A 19,779-nucleotide genomic window follows, 5' to 3' on the forward strand; every position below is an offset into this window, starting at 1 on the left:
CTTTTTTGTGGCTTCTTGTATTGCCTGCTCTGAGAGAGCCACATCTTATATGTGGCTTCTTGGCTTGCTTTCGCTTACAGCGTCACGCCATTCTTGAAGATGGCGATCTCGCTATATCCGTTCTGCTCGTTGCGTGTGGGCTGTCCACTGGCAATGTCGATGATTTGACGTGTCAGCTGGTCTACGAGCTCGGGCATGGGCGTTCCTTGAATGAGCGCACCAGCGTTGAAATCGATCCAGTTGGCCTTCCGGGTGGCGAGATGGCTGTTGGTGGCAATCTTCATTGTGGGCACAAATGTGCCGAAGGGCGTGCCTCGGCCTGTGGTGAAGAGCACCAATTGGCATCCCGAAGCGGCCAGGGCTGTGGCGGCCACAAGGTCGTTGCCAGGAGCGGAGAGGAGGTTCAGGCCGTGTTCCGACAGGCGCTCGCCGTATGCCAGCACCCCGCTCACGGCGGCGCGACCGCTCTTCTGGGTGCATCCCAACGCCTTGTCCTCGAGCGTGGAGATGCCTCCCGCCTTGTTTCCGGGCGATGGATTCTCGCCCACGGGTTCGCCATGGGAGAGGAAATATTGCTTAAAGTCGTTGATGAGACTCACGGTTTTCTCAAACAGTTGTGGCGTCTTGCATCGGTTCATGAGAATGGTCTCGGCGCCAAACATCTCGGGCACCTCGGTGAGAATGGTGGTGCCGCCTTGCGATACGAGATGGTCGGAGAACTCGCCGACGAGCGGATTGGCCGTTATGCCACTGAAGCCATCGCTGCCTCCGCACTTCAATCCCACACGCAACTCGCTGATGGGCACGTCCACTCGGTGGTCTTGGCGCGCCGTTTGGTACAGTTCGCGCAGCAGGTTCATGCCCTCTTCCATTTCGTCGCCGTCGACTTTCTGTGTCACCAACAGCTTGATGCGGTCGTGATCGTAGTCGCCCAGCATCTCCATGAAAGCGTCGGGCTGGTTGTTTTCGCATCCCAATGACAACACCAATACGCCTCCTGCGTTGGGGTGCAAGCAGATGTCGCGCAGTACCTTGCGCGTATTCTCATGGTCGCCACCCAGTTGGGAGCATCCGTAGTTGTGGTGCCAAGCGTGTACGGCGTCGATTCCCACCAGTTGAGTTTCCTTGGAAAGCATCGCGGCGAGCCGCTCGGCCGTTCCGTTCACACAGCCCACGGTAGGCACAATCCACAGCTCGTTTCTTACGCCCACCTCGCCATTGGCGCGTCGATAGCCCTTGAAGGTGAGTGGCGTGGCGTTGCCGGTAGGCTTGCTAAGCGTGGTGTCGATGGGGTTGTAGGAGTAGGAGAGCGTGCCTGCAAGGTTGGTCTTCAGGTTGTTCTCGTTGACCCACTGCCCCGCCTTGAGGTCCATGGCCGCATGGCCGATGGGGTATCCGTATTTTATGATGTCGTCGCCCTGCCGCGTGTCGCTGATAAGGACCTTGTGGCCGGCTGGTGTTTCTTGCGCGACGGTTATCTTCTTGCCGTCGACCTCAATGGTCTCGCCAGCCTGATGGGGGCGTAGGCACACCACGACTGTGTCTTTGGCGTTGATCTTGATGAACGATGCTTCATTCATGTTGCTATGGGGTTGTGTGTGTTGGGAGCACAGTTCCGGGATGTGTTGTGTGTCGCCGTTAAAGTTGTTCGCGGCGGTAGAAGTCCACATTCTCCTTGGTAAGGAGCTCGATGGGCATGTAATTGACGGGTTCCACCTTCTTCTTCAGTACGATGGCGCGGAAGAGTGCGTTGACGCAGAAGTAGCCTTGCTGGTAAGCGTGCTGGGCGATGAGGAACGACACGCTGCCCAATCGCAGGCATTCGGCGTTCTTTCCCACCATGTCGTAACCCATGATCTGCACATCGCGACGGTTGGTCCTCAGCAGGAAATCGCCCATGATGTGGGCTCTTGAGCCCAATGTGATGCATTGGTGGATGTGTGGGTGTTGTGCGAAAAAGTTTTCTAACAATTCGTCGTATTCAGCGCGAGTGGCTTCGAAGGGCATCTCCAGTGTGATGATCTCAATGCTGGGGTAATGGTCGCGCATGTAATGGCGGAAGCCAACCTCACGGTTGTCTTGCTGCTTACTCATCATTTGGCCATTCTTCGTGATCTTCATCAGCACAATTTCTTTCTCCTGATTGGCGATGAGCATCAACATGCGAGCGGCGAAATAGCCACTCGAGAACGAATTCTGGCCGAAGAATGCCAACGGGCGAAGGTCGGGCATGTAGGAGTCGAGAAGCACAAAGGGTGTGCCTATCCCGTGGAGCTTGTCGGTGAACTTGCGTGTCACCTCAATATCTGTAGGCACAATGACAAAACCGTCAGGATTGTTTTGCAGGCATTTGTCGGTTACCTCCTCAAACGATCCCTCGTCAAATCGCTTGTAGTATTCGATGTGGGCAGCGATGTGAAAGTCGCGCAGCGCGTTTACGGCCGTCTGAACGCCCTCCTCAATCTCCTCCCAATACGCCAACTGGTCGTGCTTGGGGATAAGCACGTAGAACGTATAAGAGCGGTTGTAAGCCAATGCGGAGGCATACATGTTGGGTTGATAGTTCATCTCCTTGAGCGCCTCTTCCACTTTCTTGCGTGCCGATTCCGACACGTTGGGGCGCTCATGGAGTACTCTGTCGACCGTTCCCACCGACACGCCAGCCCTCATGGCGATGTCCTTGATTCTGATTTTCTCTGTCATTATGTAGTTGTTTTTTCTTTTGCAAATGTAGTAATAAAACTTCGATTGTGCGAAAGCACAGAGCGATATTTTCTATTAAAACGGCGATTTTTGGTGAAATGATTCATGAATTTGGAAAATAATGGTTATTTTTGCGAATGAAATAAGTGACACATTATTAAGATATCACAAAATAACAAGACATAAAACTAATCAAGAATGGCTAAAATCGTAACATTAGGCGAGATTATGTTGCGCCTTTCTCCTGAGGGCAACGATCGTTTTATACAGACCGATCACTTCCGCATCATTCCCGGTGGTGGTGAGGCTAACGTAGCGGTGAGCCTGGCCAATTATGGTCATGAGGCTTACTTCGTGTCTAAACTGCCCACCCATGAGATTGGACAGATCGCCGTTAACGCCCTGCGTCGTTATGGCGTTGACACCCGATTTATTGCTCGTGGCGGCGACCGCGTGGGTCTTTATTATGCAGAGACAGGTGCTTCCATGCGTCCGTCGAAGGTGATCTACGACCGTGCGCACAGTTCGATCGCCGAGGCTGACGCCTCAGATTTCGATTTCGACGCCATTATGGAAGGCGCCCAATGGTTCCATTGGAGTGGCATTACTCCCGCCATTTCCGACAAGGCCGCTGAGCTGACACGCCTGGCTTGCGAGGCTGCCAAGCGCCATGGTGTGACCGTTTCGGTCGATCTGAACTTCCGCAAGAAGCTTTGGACCTCAGAAAAGGCCATCTCCGTGATGCGCCCGTTGATGAAATATGTGGACGTGTGCATTGGTAACGAGGAAGATGCTCAGCTCTGCCTGGGCTTCAAACCCGACGCAGACGTGGAAGGCGGCAAGACCGACGCAAGCGGTTATCACAAGATTTTTGAGCAGATGATGAAGGAGTTTGGCTTCAAGTATGTGGTTTCCACCTTGCGTGAGAGCTTCTCTGCCACCCACAATGGCTGGAAAGCCTTGATCTACGACGGCAAGAACTTCTATGAGAGCAAGCACTACGACATCAACCCGATTATCGACCGCGTGGGCGGTGGCGACAGCTTCTCTGGCGGATTGATCCATGGCATGCTGAAGTATGAGGGCGATCAGGCACAGGCGCTCGAGTTTGCCGTGGCAGCATCGGCATTGAAGCACACCATCCCTGGCGACTTCAACTTGGTGAGCGAGGCTGAGGTGCTGAGCTTGGCTGGCGGCAACGCCAATGGTCGCGTGCAGCGATAACATGTCGTGGGGATAGCCATGAACGCTTGTCCCCTCGCTTCACTTCATACAATTACAGACGAATTATCCAATAATATAATGGCAAAATTTAATAAGATTCAGGTTATAACAGCTATGAAAGAGACAGGTATGGTGCCTGTTTTCTACAATAAGGACATCGAACTCTGCAAGAACGTGATCAAGGCTTGCTACGAGGGTGGTGTGCGTGTGTTTGAATTCACCAACCGTGGCGACTTCGCCCATGAGATCTTTGGTGAGCTTGTGAAGTGGGCCGACACCGAGTGCCCCGAGCTCATCTTGGGCGCTGGCACGGTCATCGACGCTCCCACGGCCGCTCTCTATATCCAGTTGGGTGCCAATTTCATTGTGGGTCCCAACTTCGTTCCCGAGATTGCCACCGTTTGCAACCGTCGTTTGGTGCCCTATTCGCCGGGTTGCGGCAGCGTGACGGAGGTGAGCAACGCCCAGGCCATGGGCTGCGACGTCACCAAGGTGTTCCCCGCAGGCAATGTGGGTGGCCCTTCGTTTGTGAAGAATGTATTGGCTCCGCTTCGTTGGTCGAACCTTATGGTGACTGGCGCTGTGAGCCCCGACAAGGAGAATCTCACAGAGTGGGTCAAGGCTGGTGTGCTCTGCGTGGGCATGGGCTCTAAGCTCTTCCCGAAGGATGTGGTGGCAGCTGGCAACTGGAAGGCCATCACCGACAAGTGTGTTGAGGCTCTGGGCTACATCAAGGAAGCTCGCGCTTAACTGAGAATTGTGCGTTGTGTCGCTGGCGATTGTGTCGCACAGTTGACCGAAACAACGTTGATAACATATTGAATAGGCGACGGACAACCCATTGAGAGGTTGTAAGCCTGCCCTGTAACCAATGAGACCGGGGGATGGATAGACGATAGCCTTCCTCCGGTTTATGCTTTTCAAGACCATGCGTTTTAAGTTACTGCCGACCCTTTTGGCCTTTCTGCTGACCATGCTTCTTTCAGCTTGTGGTAGCGGCGACACCGCTCTTGTCGACGAGTTGAACGAGGAGTCGTATGCATGGCACTATCGCAATCTCGACTCCACAAAGGTTTATGCGCAACGAGCCATGCAGTTGGCCGACAGTTACGACGACGGCTACGCTGAGGCCTTGAACAACCTTGCCTTCGTGAGTTTGGCTAAGATGCAATATCGGCAGGCCCAGCGTCAGTTGGAGGATGTGCTGGCGAAGACCGATAACCAAATAGAACAGTTTGTTGCCGACGTCCAACTGATGCGCCTTTGTCAGCGCGAAAGTCGCAACAAGGATTTTTACGACTATCGTGAACGCGCCGAAAGCAGGTTGAAACGCCTTCGCGAGGATGTCAGTATGTTGTCGGCCCATGAGAAACGCCGCTTGATTTACGCTGAGATAGAGTTTCGCATTGTGGCCTCCACCTACTTTTTTTATGTGGGATTGTCCGACCAAGCCATTGGCGCGATTGTCGGAATCGACCCCAACGGTTTCATTCGGCAAGACACGGCGCAGGTGTTGAGCTATCTGTATAACATCGGATCGGGCGGCATTGTGAAGGAACCCACACCCGAGGAGACCGTTCAGACAGAGTTCGAATACCTCATGCGCTGCTACGTAACGGCACGCGAGTTTGAGAGTCCCTACTGGGAGGCGCAGGCGTTGCAGGCCATCAGTGAACGTTTGCAACAACCTGAGCAGTGCGCGCGGCTCATTGCCGACAATGCGGCCATCATGCAATACATCAATGTCGACGATATGCCCGACTCGTTGTTGGCCGGAAACCTCGCCCAACGGGCCTTGGACCTTTTCACCCGTTATGGCGATGTTTACCAGGTGGCGGGTGCCAACCGTACCTTGGCCGAATGTTATTGGCAGATCCACGACTATTCTTCGTCGCTCTTTTGCCTCACTCGCGCCTTGCAACAAGACAGCGCCATCAATCAGGCGCCCGACTTGGTGGCTTCTATTCGCGAACAGTTGTGCCTTGTGTATTCGGCTGTTGACGACAAGGTGAACAGCGACCGCAACCGCAATATTTACCTCGACTTGCAAGAGCAGACCCGACAGGACCGCCTGTTGGAGGCCCGTGCCGATAAGTTGCTCAACTCCTCGCGCCAGCTCAACCTCATGTTGTTGGCCGTCATTGCGATGGTGGTGTTGGTCGTGGTGTTGCTTGTTATGTTCGATAGGATGCGCCGCCGTAGCGACGAAAGCTTCTCGCTCGATGCGCTTCTTTCGCCCCTTCGCCAATGGCAAAAGCGCAATGAGCAGCACAATGAGGAGGTGGAAGAGAGTTATGAGGAATTGCAAGAACAAATGGAGGTGGAACGCCTGCATTTGCAACAGAATAAACGCCGCAACCTGGAGCAACGTGCCAAGATATTGTTGGTGAACAGCGTTATGCCGTTTATTGATCGCATGGCCAACGAGGTGAAACGTTTGCTCAATCGAACCGATCCCCCCGAGGTTCGCCACCAGCGTTACGAGTATATCACCGAGCTCACCGACACCATCAACGATTACAACAACGTGCTGACCCAATGGATTCAGATGCAGCGCGGCGACATACGCTTGAACATCGAGAGTTTCCCGCTCCAGTCGTTGTTCGACATGGTGGGGCGCAGCAAGATGGGTTTCCAGTTGAAAGGCATCACGCTGAGCGTGGAACCCACCACGGCCGTGGTGAAGGCCGACAAGACGCTTACGCTCTTCATGATCAATACCATTGCCGACAATGCCCGCAAGTTTACGCCCGCCGAAGGACGCGTGACCATTGCGGCGCAAGAGACCGACGCCTATGTGGAGGTGAGCGTTAGCGACACCGGATGCGGCATGACCGACGAGCAATGTGCCCACATCTTCGACCACACCTATACCGGCGGCCATGGCTTCGGACTGAAGAATTGCTATGGCATCATCGAGAAATACCGCAAGATGAGTCGCATCTTCCAGGTGTGCGCCATCAATGTGGAGAGCACGCCGGGGCGTGGCTCACGCTTCTTCTTCCGTTTGCCCAAGGGCATTGTGCGCCTTCTCGTTATGGCCATGCTGCTTGTGGGTGGCCTGTCTGACGCCGTGGCACATCGCGGTCGCTCACACGACATGGCCGTGCGCTACGCCGATAGTGCCTATTTTGCCAACATCAACGGACGGTATGAGCAAACGTTGCGCTTTGCAGACAGTTGCCATCGCTATGTGTCGGAGACCGATACGGCGGTCATTCTCGACATCAGCAACGAGTGTGCCGTGGCTGCGCTCGCCCTCCATCAGTGGGATTTATACCGCAAGTACAACGAAGTTTATACACGCTTGTTCCGTGAGGCGTCGTCGGATAGCAGTCTGCCGGAGTATGTGCGCACCATGCAACGAAGCGAGAACAACAAGGTCGTCGCCCTCGTGTTGCTGGTGTTGTTGCTCATCGTCATCTTCCCAGCTTATTATTTCCTCTACTATCGTCACTTGTTGAACTACCAATTCTGCATCGACCGCATCAATGGCATCAACCGATTGCTGCTCGAAGACCACCCCGATGAGCAGAAGCTACGCGGCATTGAGACGTTGGCCGACTTCCGGCAGTTTGACCTGACCGACCAACAGAAGAAGAATCTCACCGACATTGTGGAGAAGATACGCGAGGCGTTGCGCGTGTCGATTGAGCGCACCACGTCGCAACAGGCCACCATCGAACTTGCGGGTGATGAGCTTCGGCGCCTGAAGATGGAGACCGATAGGCTCCATGTGTCGAACAGTGTGCTCGACAACTGCCTCTCCACCTTGAAGCACGAGACCATGTATTACCCCTCTCGCATCCGACAACTGGTGGATGGAAGCGATGACAACCTGTCTGCCATCGCCGAGGTGGTGGACTATTACCATGCGCTTTACGCCATCCTCTCGCAACAGGCCATGAGGCAGATCGGCGCTATTCGCATTGACTCAGACATGACGAGCTACCTCTTCGAACTTCTGCGCAAGCTCAACAAGAACGAGAAGCCGCCCGTTCGCGTTACGCCACGCGACGCCCGGTATGTGGATGTGGTGGTGGAGATGACCCAGCTGAGGCTCAACGAGCGGCAAAGTCACGACCTGTTCACGCCCTACACCCTCAATCTCGACTTCTTGCTCTGCCGCCAGATTACGCGCGAGATGGGCGAGGCCACCAACCTTAGGGCCTGTGGCATCACGTCGACGATCAATGCCGATGTGGTGAATATCCACATCGTTATGCCCGCCATCTGCGCCCAACAACTAAAGAAAACGACCCCAAAAACATAAATGAGAATATGAAAGACTTTAATATCATCATCGTAGAAGATGTGCCCTTGGAGCTTAAAGGCACCGAAGGCATCATTCGCAACGACATTCCCGAGGCCCACATCATCGGCACCGCCGATAGCGAGGCTTCTTTCCGGAAACTTATGAAGCAGCAGTTGCCCGACTTGGTGCTGCTCGATCTTGGCTTGGGCGGTTCCACCACCGTGGGTGTGGAGATATGCCGACAGACCAAGGAGGAACATCCTGAGGTGAAGGTACTTATCTTTACGGGCGAGATATTGAATGAGAAGCTATGGGTTGATGTGCTCGATGCGGGCTGCGACGGCATCATTCTCAAGACGGGCGAACTCCTTACGCGTAGCGATGTGGCCAGCGTGATGGACGGCAAGCAGCTGGTGTTCAACCAACCCATCCTGGAGAAGATCGTGGAGCGCTTCAAGCATAGCGTCGACAACGAACTGTTGCGGCAAGAGGCGTTGGTCAATTATGAGATCGACGAATATGACGAGCGTTTCCTCCGCCATTTGGCGCTGGGCTACACCAAGGAGCAGATAACCAACCTGCGTGGCATGCCTTTCGGTGTGAAGAGCCTTGAAAAGCGACAGAACGAACTGGTTCAGAAGTTGTTCCCCGAAGGCAATGGCGGCATGGGCGTCAACGCCACCCGTTTGGTGGTGAGAGCCTTGGAGCTGCGCATTATCGACATCGACAACCTACAGCCTGATGAGGATTGATGTAGAGAAAACCATTCACCACCTCTCGGTGGTTTGCGCCTTGGCCCAGATCGTTCTCGTCCTGGTGTCGTGGCTCTGGTCGGCCGCCGTTCCCGACAGTTCCGTCAACTCGTTGCTGTCGGCCCGTGGTGTGCGTTGGTTTTTCGGTTCGTATGTCGACAACGAGGCCTCGCCCATCCTGGTGTGGCTTGTGCTGTTGGGATTGGCCATAGGTAGCTTGCGGTCGAGCGGCTCGTGCCGCGCAATGCGCCAAGCCTTCCTGCGCCAAGGTCCTCCGCTCACCTCATTGCAGAAGTTTGCATTTCGGTCGAGCCTCGTCCTTTTCTTGTTGGAGTTGGCCGCCGTGGCCGGTCTGACGATGCTGCCCCACGCCGTGTTGCTCAGCGTGTCGGGCGACTTGTTCCCGAGTAGTTTCTCTGTGGCCATCCTTCCCATTGTGGCGTTTGTGTGTGTCACTGTATCCATTTTCTACGGCTTGTTGGCCAACCATTACCATTCGTTTGCCGACATTGGCCGTGGCGTTTGTTCCGAACACAGGCTCTTGGTGGCCTTGCTCTTGCTTTACGTGGTGGCCAGCCAACTTATCAACAGCCTGATCTACGTGTTCGAAATGGCCGAAGCCTAAGGCCCTTGTCGTTCCTAGCAAGATGCCATTCCCCAACAGAGGGAACCTCATAAACCAAAATCGGGTGGTCCGCTCCTTGATGAGCAGACCACCCGATTTATGGTTTTGTAGAATTATATGCTATTGATTATTTGCTCTTCAGCAACTTCTCCATCTCCAAAGTGCGTGGATCAGAGGCAGCGTACACCAGGTAATAGCACTGGTAGAGCGGATAAGCCCAGTTGGCGCGTTCGCGGTTGGGATCGATCTCCTTGGCACGCTCCAGGTAACCCATAGCCTCCTTGTAGAGAGCCTTCTGAGCGGCGCGGTCGCCATTGACCTGTGCGGCCTTCGAGTTGATGCTATAGCCGAGGTAGGTGAGGATCACAGGGTTGGTGCCGTCGATCTCGATAGCCTTCTTGAAAGCCTCGATACACTCGTCCCAGTTGGGATTATCAGCCGTTGTGTTCTGGTTCATCAGGCTCTGGCCCTTCAGCGCCCAAGCGGTGTGGTTGTTGGGATCCTTGGCCAGCTTGTCGTCGATGAGCGCCTTCAGCTCAGCGTTCATGTTCAACTCGTTGTACATGTTGCAGAGTGTACCGAAAGCCATCTCGTTGTCCGGCTCACGCTGATAGAGCTCCTTGATGGTGTTCACATACTTCACCGAGTCCTCGTGTGTCTTGAGGTTACGCTGAGCCATGGCATACTTAAAGGTCTGAGCCTTCTCGCGCATAGCCTCGTCCTTCATGGCGATGTCGGCATACTTCTCGGCGCGCTCATACTGCTTGGCCTGGTTGGCAAACTGAGCAGAGTAGTAAGCCACCTGTCCGATGAACTGAGCCTCCTGAGCCTTTGAAGCGGCGAAGATGGGGTTGTCGTCCGAGTCGAGGAATGTACCCCAGTACTTCAACACGCCATCCTGGTCGCCCAAGCCGGCGTAGTGGTTACCAGCGGTAATGAGCTGCATGCGCGTGTTGGCGATGAGCATCTTCAGGTTCTCGGTGTACTTAGGTTTCACGGCGCCCTTTGCATTGGGCTCAGCGTCATACTTCATGCACTCCAAACCGTTCATGGTAGCGTTGTAGGCTGCCTCGTAGAAGCCCAGTGTGTCGTAAGGAGTTTCGGGCTGCTTGGCCACCACGGCAGCCATGTTGGCAGCCTGGATGGCGTTCTCCTTGTCAAACTTCTCCAAGGCGAGCTTGGTGAGGTGGTTGTAAGCCTTAGCCTTCTCCTCAGAGTTGGCCAACTGTCCGAGGTTGGTCTTCAACAGTTGTTCTGCCTCAGGGTAGGTCTTTGCCTTCAGGATGGCCTTCAATGGCTCACTGTCTCCTGCGAATGCAGCCGATGTGCCGAGCATCATCAGTGCTGCGATCATTAACTTCTTCATAAGTTTATCGTTTTAAAAATTATGTTTTCCTTATTGGCTTCCTCTATCGTCAGACGATTCAAGGAAGCCATTTGTTACTTGTTACTTGTGAATTTATTCGTCGGTGTTGCCGTTCTGGTCGTCGCCTTCCACCTCGGGCTCCTGGCTTTCGCCCACCTCGGTGGGTGCGTCCTGAGCGTCGGCAGCGGTTGTCGACTGTGCGAAATGCTCGTTGTTCTCCGAGAACTTCTGGCGGCTCTCAGCTTCAACCATGGCCTCGAGCTCCGAGCTCATCACCTTGCACACACTGGCGATGACGTCGTTCTTCTTGGTGAGGTTGATGAGGCGCACGCCCTGTGTGGCGCGACCCATGATACGCACGTCGGCCACGGCCAGACGAATGACAATGCCACTCTTGTTGATGATCATCAGGTCGTTCTCGTCGGTGACGTTCTTGATGGCCACCAGGCGTCCGGTCTTATCCGTCACGGCCAAGGTCTTCACACCCTTTCCGCCACGGCTTGTCTTGCGGTAGTCCTCCACCTCAGAGCGCTTACCGTAGCCCTCCTCGCTGACCACCATCACCGACTCCTTGCTGGCGTCGTTCACCACTATCATGCCCACCACGGCGTCGTCGCCTCCGTCGAGTCGCATGCCACGCACACCGGTAGCCGTGCGGCCCATGGTGCGAATGTCGGCCTCGTCGAATCTCACGGCACGTCCGTTGCGGTCGGCCAGGATCAGTTCGTTGCGACCGTTGGTCAGGCGTACGTCAACCACCTCGTCGCCCTCGGCGATGTTGATGGCGATCACACCGTTGGTTCTCGGACGTGAGTATTCCTTCAGCGACGTCTTCTTCACCGTACCGTTCTTGGTGGCGAACACCACGTAGTGGCTGTTGACGAACTCCTCGTTCTCCAGGCCACGTCCGCGCAAGCGCAGGAAAGCGTTCACCGAGTCGCCCGGGTCGATGTTGAGCAGGTTCTGTATGGCGCGTCCCTTCGAGGTCTTCTCGCCCTCGGGAATGTCGTAGCAGTGGAGCCAATAGCAGCGGCCCTTCTTCGTGAAGAAGAGCATGGTCTGGTGCATGGTGGCGGGATAGATATACTCGGTGAAGTCCTTGTCGCGCGTGTGTGCCCCCTTGCTTCCCACGCCGCCACGAGCCTGCTCGCGGAAGTCGCTCAGCGGTGTGCGCTTGATGTAACCCAGGTGGCTCACGGTGATCACCACGGGGTCGTTGGGGTAGAAGTCCTCGGCGTTGAACTCGTGCTCGTCGGGGATGATCTGTGTACGGCGCACGTCGCCATACTGCTGCTTCACGTTCTGCAACTCGTCCTTCATCACCTTCTTGCACAACTCGGGGTCGTCGAGAATCTGCTGCAAGTACTCGATGCGCTTCATCAGTTCCTCATACTCGGCGTGCAACTGCTCCATGCGGAGACCCGTGAGCTGCGACAAGCGCATGTCGACGATGGCCTTCGACTGGATGTTGTCAAGGTTGAAACGCTTCTCCAGGTTGGCCTGAGCCTCTGCCGGTGTCTTGCTGGCTCGGATGATGTGCACCACCTCGTCGATGTTGTCGCACGCGATGATGAGACCTTTGAGGATGTGTGCGCGCTCATGGGCCTTCTTAAGGTCAAACTGTGTGCGGCGGATGGTTACCTCATGACGGTGGTCTATGAAGTAGCCTATGCACTCCTTGAGGTTCAGGAGCTTCGGGCGCAAGAGCGAGTGGTCGTTCTTGTTGGGCACAAGTGCGATGCAGTTGACCGAGAACGAGCTCTGCAAAGCCGTCATCTTAAACAGCTTGTTGAGCACCACCTTGGCGTTGGCGTCGCGCTTCACGTCCACCACGATGCGCATGCCCTGTCGGCCCGTCTCGTCGTTGACGTTCGACACGCCCTCGAGCTTGCCCTCCTTCACCAGTTCGGCGATATACTCGATGAGCTGCTGCTTGTTCACGCCATAGGGAATCTCGTCCACCACGATGCGGTCGCCATGGTCGTCGCTCTCAATCTCGGCCTTGGCGCGCATGATGATGCGTCCGCGTCCGGTCTCGTAGGCCGAGCGCACGCCGTCCAAGCCATAGATGTAAGCGCCTGTGGGGAAGTCGGGCGCGGGGATGTAGCTCATCAGTCCCTCGATGTCGATGTCGGGGTTGTCGATGTAAGCGCAGCATCCGTCGATCACCTCGCCCAGGTTGTGGGTTGGTATGTTGGTGGCCATACCCACAGCAATGCCGTTGCCACCGTTGACCAAGAGGTTCGGAATCATGGTAGGCATCACGGCCGGCTCCTTCAACGTGTCGTCGAAGTTGTTCACCATGTCAACCGTGTCCTTGTCGATATCGTCCATGATGTGTTCACCCATCTTCGAGAGGCGGCACTCGGTGTAACGCATGGCGGCAGGAGAGTCGCCGTCCACGCTACCAAAGTTACCCTGTCCGTCGACCAGCTTGTAGCGCATGTTCCATTCCTGGCCCATTCTTACCAGTGCGCCATACACCGAGCTGTCGCCGTGGGGGTGGTACTTACCCAGCACGTCACCCACCACGCGGGCGCACTTCTTGTAGGGCTTGTCGCTGGTGTTGCCCAAGCCAAGCATTCCATAGAGGATGCGTCGGTGAACGGGTTTGAAACCGTCGCGCACATCGGGAAGGGCACGAGCCACAATGACCGACATCGAATAGTCGATGTAGGACGACTTCATTTCCTCCTCAATGTTGACTTTCATAATCCGATCCTGATCGATCGTTTGATTTTCGTCCATTTCCTATTGAATAATTTATGAGAAATTCGATTTAAGGGCGTTTATTTGCGCTCTACGGCGTTTTGCCCCTTTTTTCAAGGCGTAAAATTACTACATTTTTTCCACATACGCAAATAATAAGACGCCTAAAACGCGATGTGTGGCGCCAAGGGCGCATGTGGGCCGAAAACAAAAGGGCGGCACCCGCTCCGTTGTGAGTGGTTGCCGCCATATGCTTATTGGTTTGATAAGAACTGGCGAACATATTGGTTTGCCATGATGCGTTGCTGTGGGTTGAAGCCGTGCCCCGCCTTGTTGATGATTCTCAGTTGCGCGTTCCTGTAGGTAAGGGCTGCGCGCTTCGAATAGTCGATCGGTACCACGGGGTCGTCGGTGCCGTGGATGATGAGCACCGGTCCACGATACTTCCCGATGGTGTGGTAAACGTCCATGTGGCGCAAATCGAGCATGAACGCCTTGCCCAGTTTCACTCCCCATATCTCCGATACGTCGGGAATGTCGTTGGGTGTGGGGTAGCGTTGGTTCCAGTTGTCGGGTATGCACAAGGCGGGATATATCAGTATGAGACTACTGATTTGCCGCTTTCGCTCGGCGGCTGCCAAGGCCGATACCAGTCCGCCCTGACTCTCACCAATGAGAACGATGCGCTTCTTGTCGACGTCCTTGCATGAGCGGAAATGCCGTATGATGGCTTTCAGCGCCTCTTTCTCGTTGCTGACCGACATCTCCAGGGTGTTGTTGCCCGAGAGGCTGTTGACGGAGCCATTGGGGAAGTCGAAAGTGTAGACGGCGTAGCCCAGCTCGTTGAGCGTCTTGAAGTAGTCGCGCCCGAAATGGTGTGAGCCGTTGAACCCGTGGCTAACGATGGCTATGCCGTGCTTCTTGCCCGTAGTGGGCTTGCTGATGATGCCGTAGATGCTCTTGCCCTCGCCCTTGCCGTAGGGAATCTTCAATACGCTTTCTTGGGCATTGGCCTTCAGCGCCATGAGCAGCGCTGTTAGTGCGATGCAAATAATCCTTTTCATGCTTACTATATTTTTGATGAAGTGGAATCCTTGTCGGTGTTCTCCTTATTATATTATGGATGCTGCGACGGTTCTGAAAGGCCAACGCTCGCTGTTGCTTAGCGCCGAGGGCTATTTCTCCTCTTCCCACACGAAGACCGCACCGTTCTTGCGAGCGGGGTCGGCTCCCTTGTAGTCCATCGAGTAGGAACTGCCCGTGGTGGGACTCTTACCCACGTAGGTGTGCGTGTGGGTCGACATCAGCATAAACTCGTGGTTCAGATAGTCTTGCCACATAAACTCCTCGGCCTTGGCGGCGTCGTGGGTGAGGCGCACGTCGCCCGGCAGTCCCATGCCGCTCACCCATACGTATCGGCCGTCCTCGCATTGCAGGGCCACCTTTCCGGCGCCTCGGTCGATGATGCGGAAGCGCGTCTGTGCCGAGTGGTCGTTGGCGTGGGTGTCGTGCATCAGGCCGTGGCCCAGGGCTTTCATGGGCAGGCGAGTGGCGAGGTTCACGATGCGGAAGGTCTTGTTGTAGGGAATGTTTGTGCTGCGATCGGCCATCGGCTCATCCACGGTAAACTGGTCAAACTCGGCGTAGCCGCCCGTCTTTCCCTTGTGGTTGAAGGCGAAGAGCGCGGCGCGCGAGCCTTGGAAGGTGATGAGCTGGTAGGAGAGCTTCATCTCGGGGCCTACCTGTCGAAACTCCTTGCCGTCGGTGGAGTAGGCGTAGTGGGCCGTGTTGTTGTCGTAGTCGCCAACCAGTTGGAGCCATATCTTCCCGTCCTTGAGGGTGATGGGCGTGTCGATGGTGTCGTTGGTGAGTTGCTCGAAGCACCTCAGCGTGAGCTTGCTGCCGTCCTTCACGATGCCCGTCCACGAACAGGGCACGTTGATGTTGCCCAGTCCGGCCACGTCGCCGTCCTTCATGCCCTTGGTGAAGAGCTGCACCGTGGCCGTGCTCTTCGGTCCTATGACGCGCTGGGTGAGCGTGTTGCGCGCCCACATGAGCTGCTCGGCGGGTAGGGTGTTGAGGCGCAGGCGCCCCTTGCGCAGGCTCCACATGCGGTCGTCGGGGTTGTGGTTCCATTGCCACACCCGTCCGAGCTGCTTGCCGTCGAAGGTCTCGTTGCGGTTGTAGGGCGCGTGGGGAGCAATGTTCTCAGCTCCGGGTATGTGGGGCTTGGTCCATGTGCGCGGCGCACGGCCCAGGTTTCCCTCCAGTCCGAGCATGGGCCATCCGTCCTTCCAGGTGATGGGTGCGAGCGTTACCGTTCGGCCGATGGAGTGGAAATCCATCATGAGCAGGGCATACCAGTCGCCGTTCTGCGTCTGCACGATGCCTCCTTGGTGAATGTTGGTGCAGGCCGTGGCGTTCTCGTCCTCGTGGCCTATGCCAAAATGGGAGCCGTCGGGCACAATGCGGCCCTTCACCTGGGTGAGTCCCACGGGGTGGTAGCCAAACGTCTCGTCGGCCGTGATGACGCAGGTTTCGTAAGGACCCCAGATGCTCTTCGAGCGCGAGCAGAGCGTGCGTCCGTTGGGCTGGTAGTCGGTCGAGATGAGATAATACATGCCGTTGATCTTATACATGTGGTGGCCCTCGCCCACGGCGCTGCCTTCGGGGATGATCACACGGTCGGTCTCCTCCTTTGGCCCGCTCATGTCGGGCAGGAGCTCCGTGCAATGCACCTCGCCGTAGCCGTGGATGGCGTAAATCTTACCATCGTCGTCGAAGAGCACCGAGAGGTCGTAGATGCGGCCCTTCATGTTGTGGTGCTTCCAGGGTCCGTGTATGTCTTTCGAGGTGTAGCATTGCAGCCCCTTGCCGTTCACGTTCGAGAAGATGTAAAACTGGCCGTTGGCGTAGCGTATGGCGGGCGCCCAGATGCCCTGTCCGTACACCTCCTTGTGGTTCTTCAGCGAGAAGGCGTCGTCGTCGAAGTCGAAGCGGTCGAAGCAATACGACACGTTCTCCCAGTTCACCAAGTCGCGCGAATGCAGAATGACCAGTCCGGGCACCGAGTGCATGGTGGTTCCCGCCAAGTAATAGTCGTCGCCCACGCGCAGGATGTCTGGGTCCGAAAACTCATCGTAAAACAAGGGGTTGGTGTAGGTGCCGTTGCCATTGTCGGCCGTCCACGACGTGGGGTTTTGCAGTTGGGCGAAGCCTGGGAGGCTCATAGCCATCATGGCCAGCAGCCATAGCTTTTTCTTCATATCAGTTTGTTCTTAGGATTGGTTTTGGTTGCAAAGATAGTTAAATTATGCTTTCGGCAACTATGATTATTGTACAAAAAACAACAGTTTTTGCTTTTCCATCCTTCTTTTCCGCCCGACGCGGAAGGAAGGCTCAAAGGGGTTGTCTTGATTTTTGGTGGAAAACAGCTACTTGTTTTTCCGATGAAATAGAAAGCTAAAGCGGCGAGAAGAGCGTTTTTTGTGCCGCAAAAGAGCCTTCGTCCTGCGGTTTTTGGGTTGCCGATTTGCGGTTAGGCATCTTTCGTGTTGCGAAAGCTAAGCTATCGAGTTGCGAAAGGTATGCTATCGAGCCACGGTTAGGCATGTATCGCGTTGCGAAAGGCCATCTTTCGCAATGGCTCGTGTAAGACGAGGGGTGTGGAATGATGAGCTATAAATATAACGTGTTGAATATAAGCAACTTGTGTAAACGTGCTGAGAATCGCGTATTTGCGACCTTATGGGCGAGTGTTGGCGTAGAAATGTTAAATTGGGGGGATGCTTGTAGGTTCTTTTCAACCCCATTGGTCATTAGGTTTGAAAAGAAACTATGACACCCCACGTTTTCCCTATTTCGGTTTAATGACCGATTGGGGTTCAACGCGCAATCGTGGGGCTTCAGCTTCAGCTCAAGCATCTCTTCTTACCCCCATTTGGATAGCATCTCGTCCCATACGGCACGCACTTCGCGGTCGTTGAAGAAACGGATAGAAACCTTCTGCATCTTATTGTAGCTCGAATTCATGTTTTATCTGTTCATTAATGAAATCTGATTCTTTGGGGTAGGTATGCCTTGGTTGCTGTTATTTACATGTTTATTTCTCTTTAGGCTTAACCTCCCAATGACCGCCATTGTCTGCACCTATTCGCTCTATCATTCCTGCTTTCTTGAGGTTGGCCAATTGCTTTTTTATTCCATCTTCGGTAATGCCAATAATTTTTGCCAACTCTTTTCTGCTGGTTTGAGGATATTCTCTCAGAATATTAAGAATCTGCTCCTGGGTACTGCCACTTGTTTTCTGGGTACTCATCTGGGTACTGTTATCAGTTTTCTGGGTACTCATCTGGGTGCTGTTGTCAGTTTTCTGGGTACTTATCTGATTTTCTTTTCTCCAGACTATTACCTTAAACTCTTTTCCATTAACGTCATTGATTATTTCGATTTCAGGATACTCAGCCAATATACGCACGATACCCGAACCTATACCTCTATAATGTAAGGCATTGGTAGCAAAGGTTGCCATATATGGATTACGCTGATAAGTTTTGCCATTACGAATATCCTCTTCGGTCAGTCCGCCAGCCAATGCACCAGGGCTGATAATCTCAACTCTGTTGTCGAAAATAAATATTCTTATGGGTGCAGAACGGAGCAGGTCTCTATGTACCAGTGCGTTCTGCAATACTTCCTCCAATACTTCTTCTGCGATTTCAAGTTTGCCGAGCGAGTTGAACGAAGCTCCCTTTTCTTGTATATTATGCAAATTCGACTTCAGAAACGACATGCTCTTTTCATATATTTGTGGCATGTTGCCTACAATCTCCTTTGTGTCACGATATTGTGTTCCGGCAAGTTTGTTGCCAAAAAATGATACGGCTTTCACCATAAATGTAGGGCAGTAGTATTCTGGATGTTTACCGAAAAAGAGGTAGCCTGCAAGCGTTGGGATTCCATTATGATTGAGCACGTGAATATTCTTTAGCATCTGCTCTGCATTGTCTGATAGCTTTTCAAGATCCAGGGCATAAACTTTCTTCAGATAATCATTCAGAGCATAGCGGTCGAGGTCATTGAAGCTTGTTTCCTGCATCCCTGCTGCATCTGCCTGATAGCTGCCTGAGTCTTGAAATAGAGCCAATATCTCAGAGTTCTCCGTTATACGTCTTTTATCAGCTCCTTGTTTTACCCATATTTCTCCATTCAGATTTTTATAGGGCTTGTTCTTTCCTTGTGCCACAGCGCATACCAGAAAATGCTTGTCATCGGCGCGTACCACATCGGTGGTGATGTAAATGGTAGGGCGTACATGTTCGTTGGCTGCATTTCCCAGTTCACGGCTGATGGTTTGTATTTCATCGTAAGACAAGCCTACCAGTTCGCCTGTATTATCTTTAATGCCAAAGAATATCTGTCCGCCAAGGGTGTTTGCAAATGCTATCATCTCCTTGGCGATTTCTTTCTGCCCTGTAAACTGCTCTTTAAACTGGATTGTGGTGGTTTCACCACAACGGGCAATATCTTTTAATTCTTCTTGTGTCATTTAGTTTCATTTTACTCCTTAACCAACTCCTTCAGTCCCTTGATGGCAAATTCATCGCCCGTGAGCTGTTCCACCAACTCGGCGAGTTGGCCGTTAGCCTCAGCCATGTCGTCTTGATCTGCTTGTAGCTTACGGCGTATTTCTCGCTGAGGGCAAGGGCGGCTGATTCCTCCGGGGCTTCCAACCATTGGTGGTGTACCTACAAAAGTAATGGTTTTCTTGCAAATGATCCTCGGTATTTGCAAATAAAACGCCCAAATGGACGAAAAAACGCAAGGGTAGCCCATCCCAATGGCATTATTGCTGGTGGATGAAGCTTTGCGAGCAACATTAAGAGGGCCGGCACTTGTGCGAGGTCTTAGCCTTAGGGCATTGTGATGCTTTGGGAGGATAAATCGTTCCCTCTCATGGTCCGATTTCTCGCCAAGGCATAACAAATCGTTCATAATGGGGAACAATTGTTTCATGGAACGAAACGTTGTTGGTAATGAACGTTTTGTGCTTGCACGTATGTTAGATTATGCATAATTTTGCACCAGAAAACAACGCAACACACCGCTTGCGAAATATCAATCCAGCGGTAAGCTTTCGGAGCTT

General features: G+C 53.9%; 12 protein-coding genes. 5 read left to right on the forward strand and 7 right to left on the reverse strand.

Translation table 11 applies throughout. The features are described from left to right. Positions 1-74 precede the first annotated feature (74 nt). Positions 75-1,580, reverse strand: coding sequence for an altronate dehydratase family protein (locus WKK33_RS07820; RefSeq protein ID WP_337933236.1), 1,506 nt, complete (start codon positions 1,578-1,580; stop codon positions 75-77). Between the two features lie 58 nt (positions 1,581-1,638). Then, a complete protein-coding gene (locus WKK33_RS07825; RefSeq protein ID WP_215758767.1) occupies positions 1,639-2,703 on the reverse strand; it encodes a substrate-binding domain-containing protein in 1,065 nt (354 codons plus the stop codon). Between the two features lie 198 nt (positions 2,704-2,901). On the opposite strand from WKK33_RS07825, the gene WKK33_RS07830 reads away from it, so the two are divergent. The 5 genes from WKK33_RS07830 to WKK33_RS07850 all read left to right on the forward strand — a co-directional run bounded on the left by WKK33_RS07830 (position 2,902) and on the right by WKK33_RS07850 (position 9,559). Further along, positions 2,902-3,927 (forward strand): sugar kinase, encoded by a 1,026-nt coding sequence (locus tag WKK33_RS07830; protein ID WP_215758768.1) that lies wholly within the window; start codon positions 2,902-2,904, stop codon positions 3,925-3,927. A gap of 78 nt (positions 3,928-4,005) precedes the next feature. Continuing rightward, positions 4,006-4,677 carry a bifunctional 4-hydroxy-2-oxoglutarate aldolase/2-dehydro-3-deoxy-phosphogluconate aldolase gene (locus WKK33_RS07835; RefSeq protein WP_337468813.1) on the forward strand — a complete coding sequence of 224 codons (672 nt, stop codon included), beginning with the start codon at positions 4,006-4,008 and terminating at the stop codon, positions 4,675-4,677. Positions 4,678-4,855: 178 nt separating this feature from the next. Beyond that, positions 4,856-8,200: a DUF5112 domain-containing protein gene (locus WKK33_RS07840; protein WP_337933239.1), complete on the forward strand. Its 3,345-nt coding sequence runs from the start codon at positions 4,856-4,858 to the stop codon at positions 8,198-8,200. Between the two features lie 8 nt (positions 8,201-8,208). Beyond that, positions 8,209-8,934 (forward strand): DUF5932 domain-containing protein, encoded by a 726-nt coding sequence (locus WKK33_RS07845; protein ID WP_215758771.1) that lies wholly within the window; start codon positions 8,209-8,211, stop codon positions 8,932-8,934. Next, complete coding sequence (locus WKK33_RS07850) at positions 8,924-9,559, forward strand: tellurium resistance protein TerC (RefSeq protein WP_337933241.1); 636 nt, start codon at positions 8,924-8,926, stop codon at positions 9,557-9,559. Before WKK33_RS07845 ends, WKK33_RS07850 begins: the two co-directional genes overlap by 11 nt. A gap of 127 nt (positions 9,560-9,686) precedes the next feature. Here the strand turns inward: WKK33_RS07850 and WKK33_RS07855 are convergent, their stop codons facing one another. From WKK33_RS07855 to WKK33_RS07875, 5 genes are all read right to left on the reverse strand, one after another. Next, complete coding sequence (locus WKK33_RS07855) at positions 9,687-10,925, reverse strand: hypothetical protein (RefSeq protein WP_337933243.1); 1,239 nt, start codon at positions 10,923-10,925, stop codon at positions 9,687-9,689. A gap of 93 nt (positions 10,926-11,018) precedes the next feature. Then, complete coding sequence (gene gyrA / locus WKK33_RS07860) at positions 11,019-13,673, reverse strand: DNA gyrase subunit A (protein ID WP_287768609.1); 2,655 nt, start codon at positions 13,671-13,673, stop codon at positions 11,019-11,021. A 215-nt stretch (positions 13,674-13,888) separates the two neighbouring features. After that, positions 13,889-14,698 carry an alpha/beta fold hydrolase gene (locus WKK33_RS07865; RefSeq protein ID WP_337933245.1) on the reverse strand — a complete coding sequence of 270 codons (810 nt, stop codon included), beginning with the start codon at positions 14,696-14,698 and terminating at the stop codon, positions 13,889-13,891. Between the two features lie 111 nt (positions 14,699-14,809). Next, positions 14,810-16,900 carry a family 43 glycosylhydrolase gene (locus tag WKK33_RS07870; RefSeq protein ID WP_337933247.1) on the reverse strand — a complete coding sequence of 697 codons (2,091 nt, stop codon included), beginning with the start codon at positions 16,898-16,900 and terminating at the stop codon, positions 14,810-14,812. 836 nt (positions 16,901-17,736) lie between these two features. Next, positions 17,737-19,182: an RNA-binding domain-containing protein gene (locus tag WKK33_RS07875; RefSeq protein ID WP_337933249.1), complete on the reverse strand. Its 1,446-nt coding sequence runs from the start codon at positions 19,180-19,182 to the stop codon at positions 17,737-17,739. Positions 19,183-19,779: the final 597 nt, after the last annotated feature.

The organism is Hallella sp. (assembly GCF_037460745.1).
GTDB lineage: Bacteria > Bacteroidota > Bacteroidia > Bacteroidales > Bacteroidaceae > Prevotella > Prevotella faecis.

Bases quoted from the DNA above. Each gene is read 5' to 3' on its own strand.
- WKK33_RS07820 (WP_337933236.1), bottom strand. From the start codon at position 1,580: ATGAATGAAGCATCGTTCATCAAGATCAACGCCAAAGACACAGTCGTG.
- WKK33_RS07825 (WP_215758767.1), bottom strand. From the start codon at position 2,703: ATGACAGAGAAAATCAGAATCAAGGACATCGCCATGAGGGCTGGCGTG.
- WKK33_RS07830 (WP_215758768.1), top strand. From the start codon at position 2,902: ATGGCTAAAATCGTAACATTAGGCGAGATTATGTTGCGCCTTTCTCCT.
- WKK33_RS07835 (WP_337468813.1), top strand. From the start codon at position 4,006: ATGGCAAAATTTAATAAGATTCAGGTTATAACAGCTATGAAAGAGACA.
- WKK33_RS07840 (WP_337933239.1), top strand. From the start codon at position 4,856: ATGCGTTTTAAGTTACTGCCGACCCTTTTGGCCTTTCTGCTGACCATG.
- WKK33_RS07845 (WP_215758771.1), top strand. From the start codon at position 8,209: ATGAAAGACTTTAATATCATCATCGTAGAAGATGTGCCCTTGGAGCTT.
- WKK33_RS07850 (WP_337933241.1), top strand. From the start codon at position 8,924: ATGAGGATTGATGTAGAGAAAACCATTCACCACCTCTCGGTGGTTTGC.
- WKK33_RS07855 (WP_337933243.1), bottom strand. From the start codon at position 10,925: ATGAAGAAGTTAATGATCGCAGCACTGATGATGCTCGGCACATCGGCT.
- gyrA (WP_287768609.1), bottom strand. From the start codon at position 13,673: ATGGACGAAAATCAAACGATCGATCAGGATCGGATTATGAAAGTCAAC.
- WKK33_RS07865 (WP_337933245.1), bottom strand. From the start codon at position 14,698: ATGAAAAGGATTATTTGCATCGCACTAACAGCGCTGCTCATGGCGCTG.
- WKK33_RS07870 (WP_337933247.1), bottom strand. From the start codon at position 16,900: ATGAAGAAAAAGCTATGGCTGCTGGCCATGATGGCTATGAGCCTCCCA.
- WKK33_RS07875 (WP_337933249.1), bottom strand. From the start codon at position 19,182: ATGACACAAGAAGAATTAAAAGATATTGCCCGTTGTGGTGAAACCACC.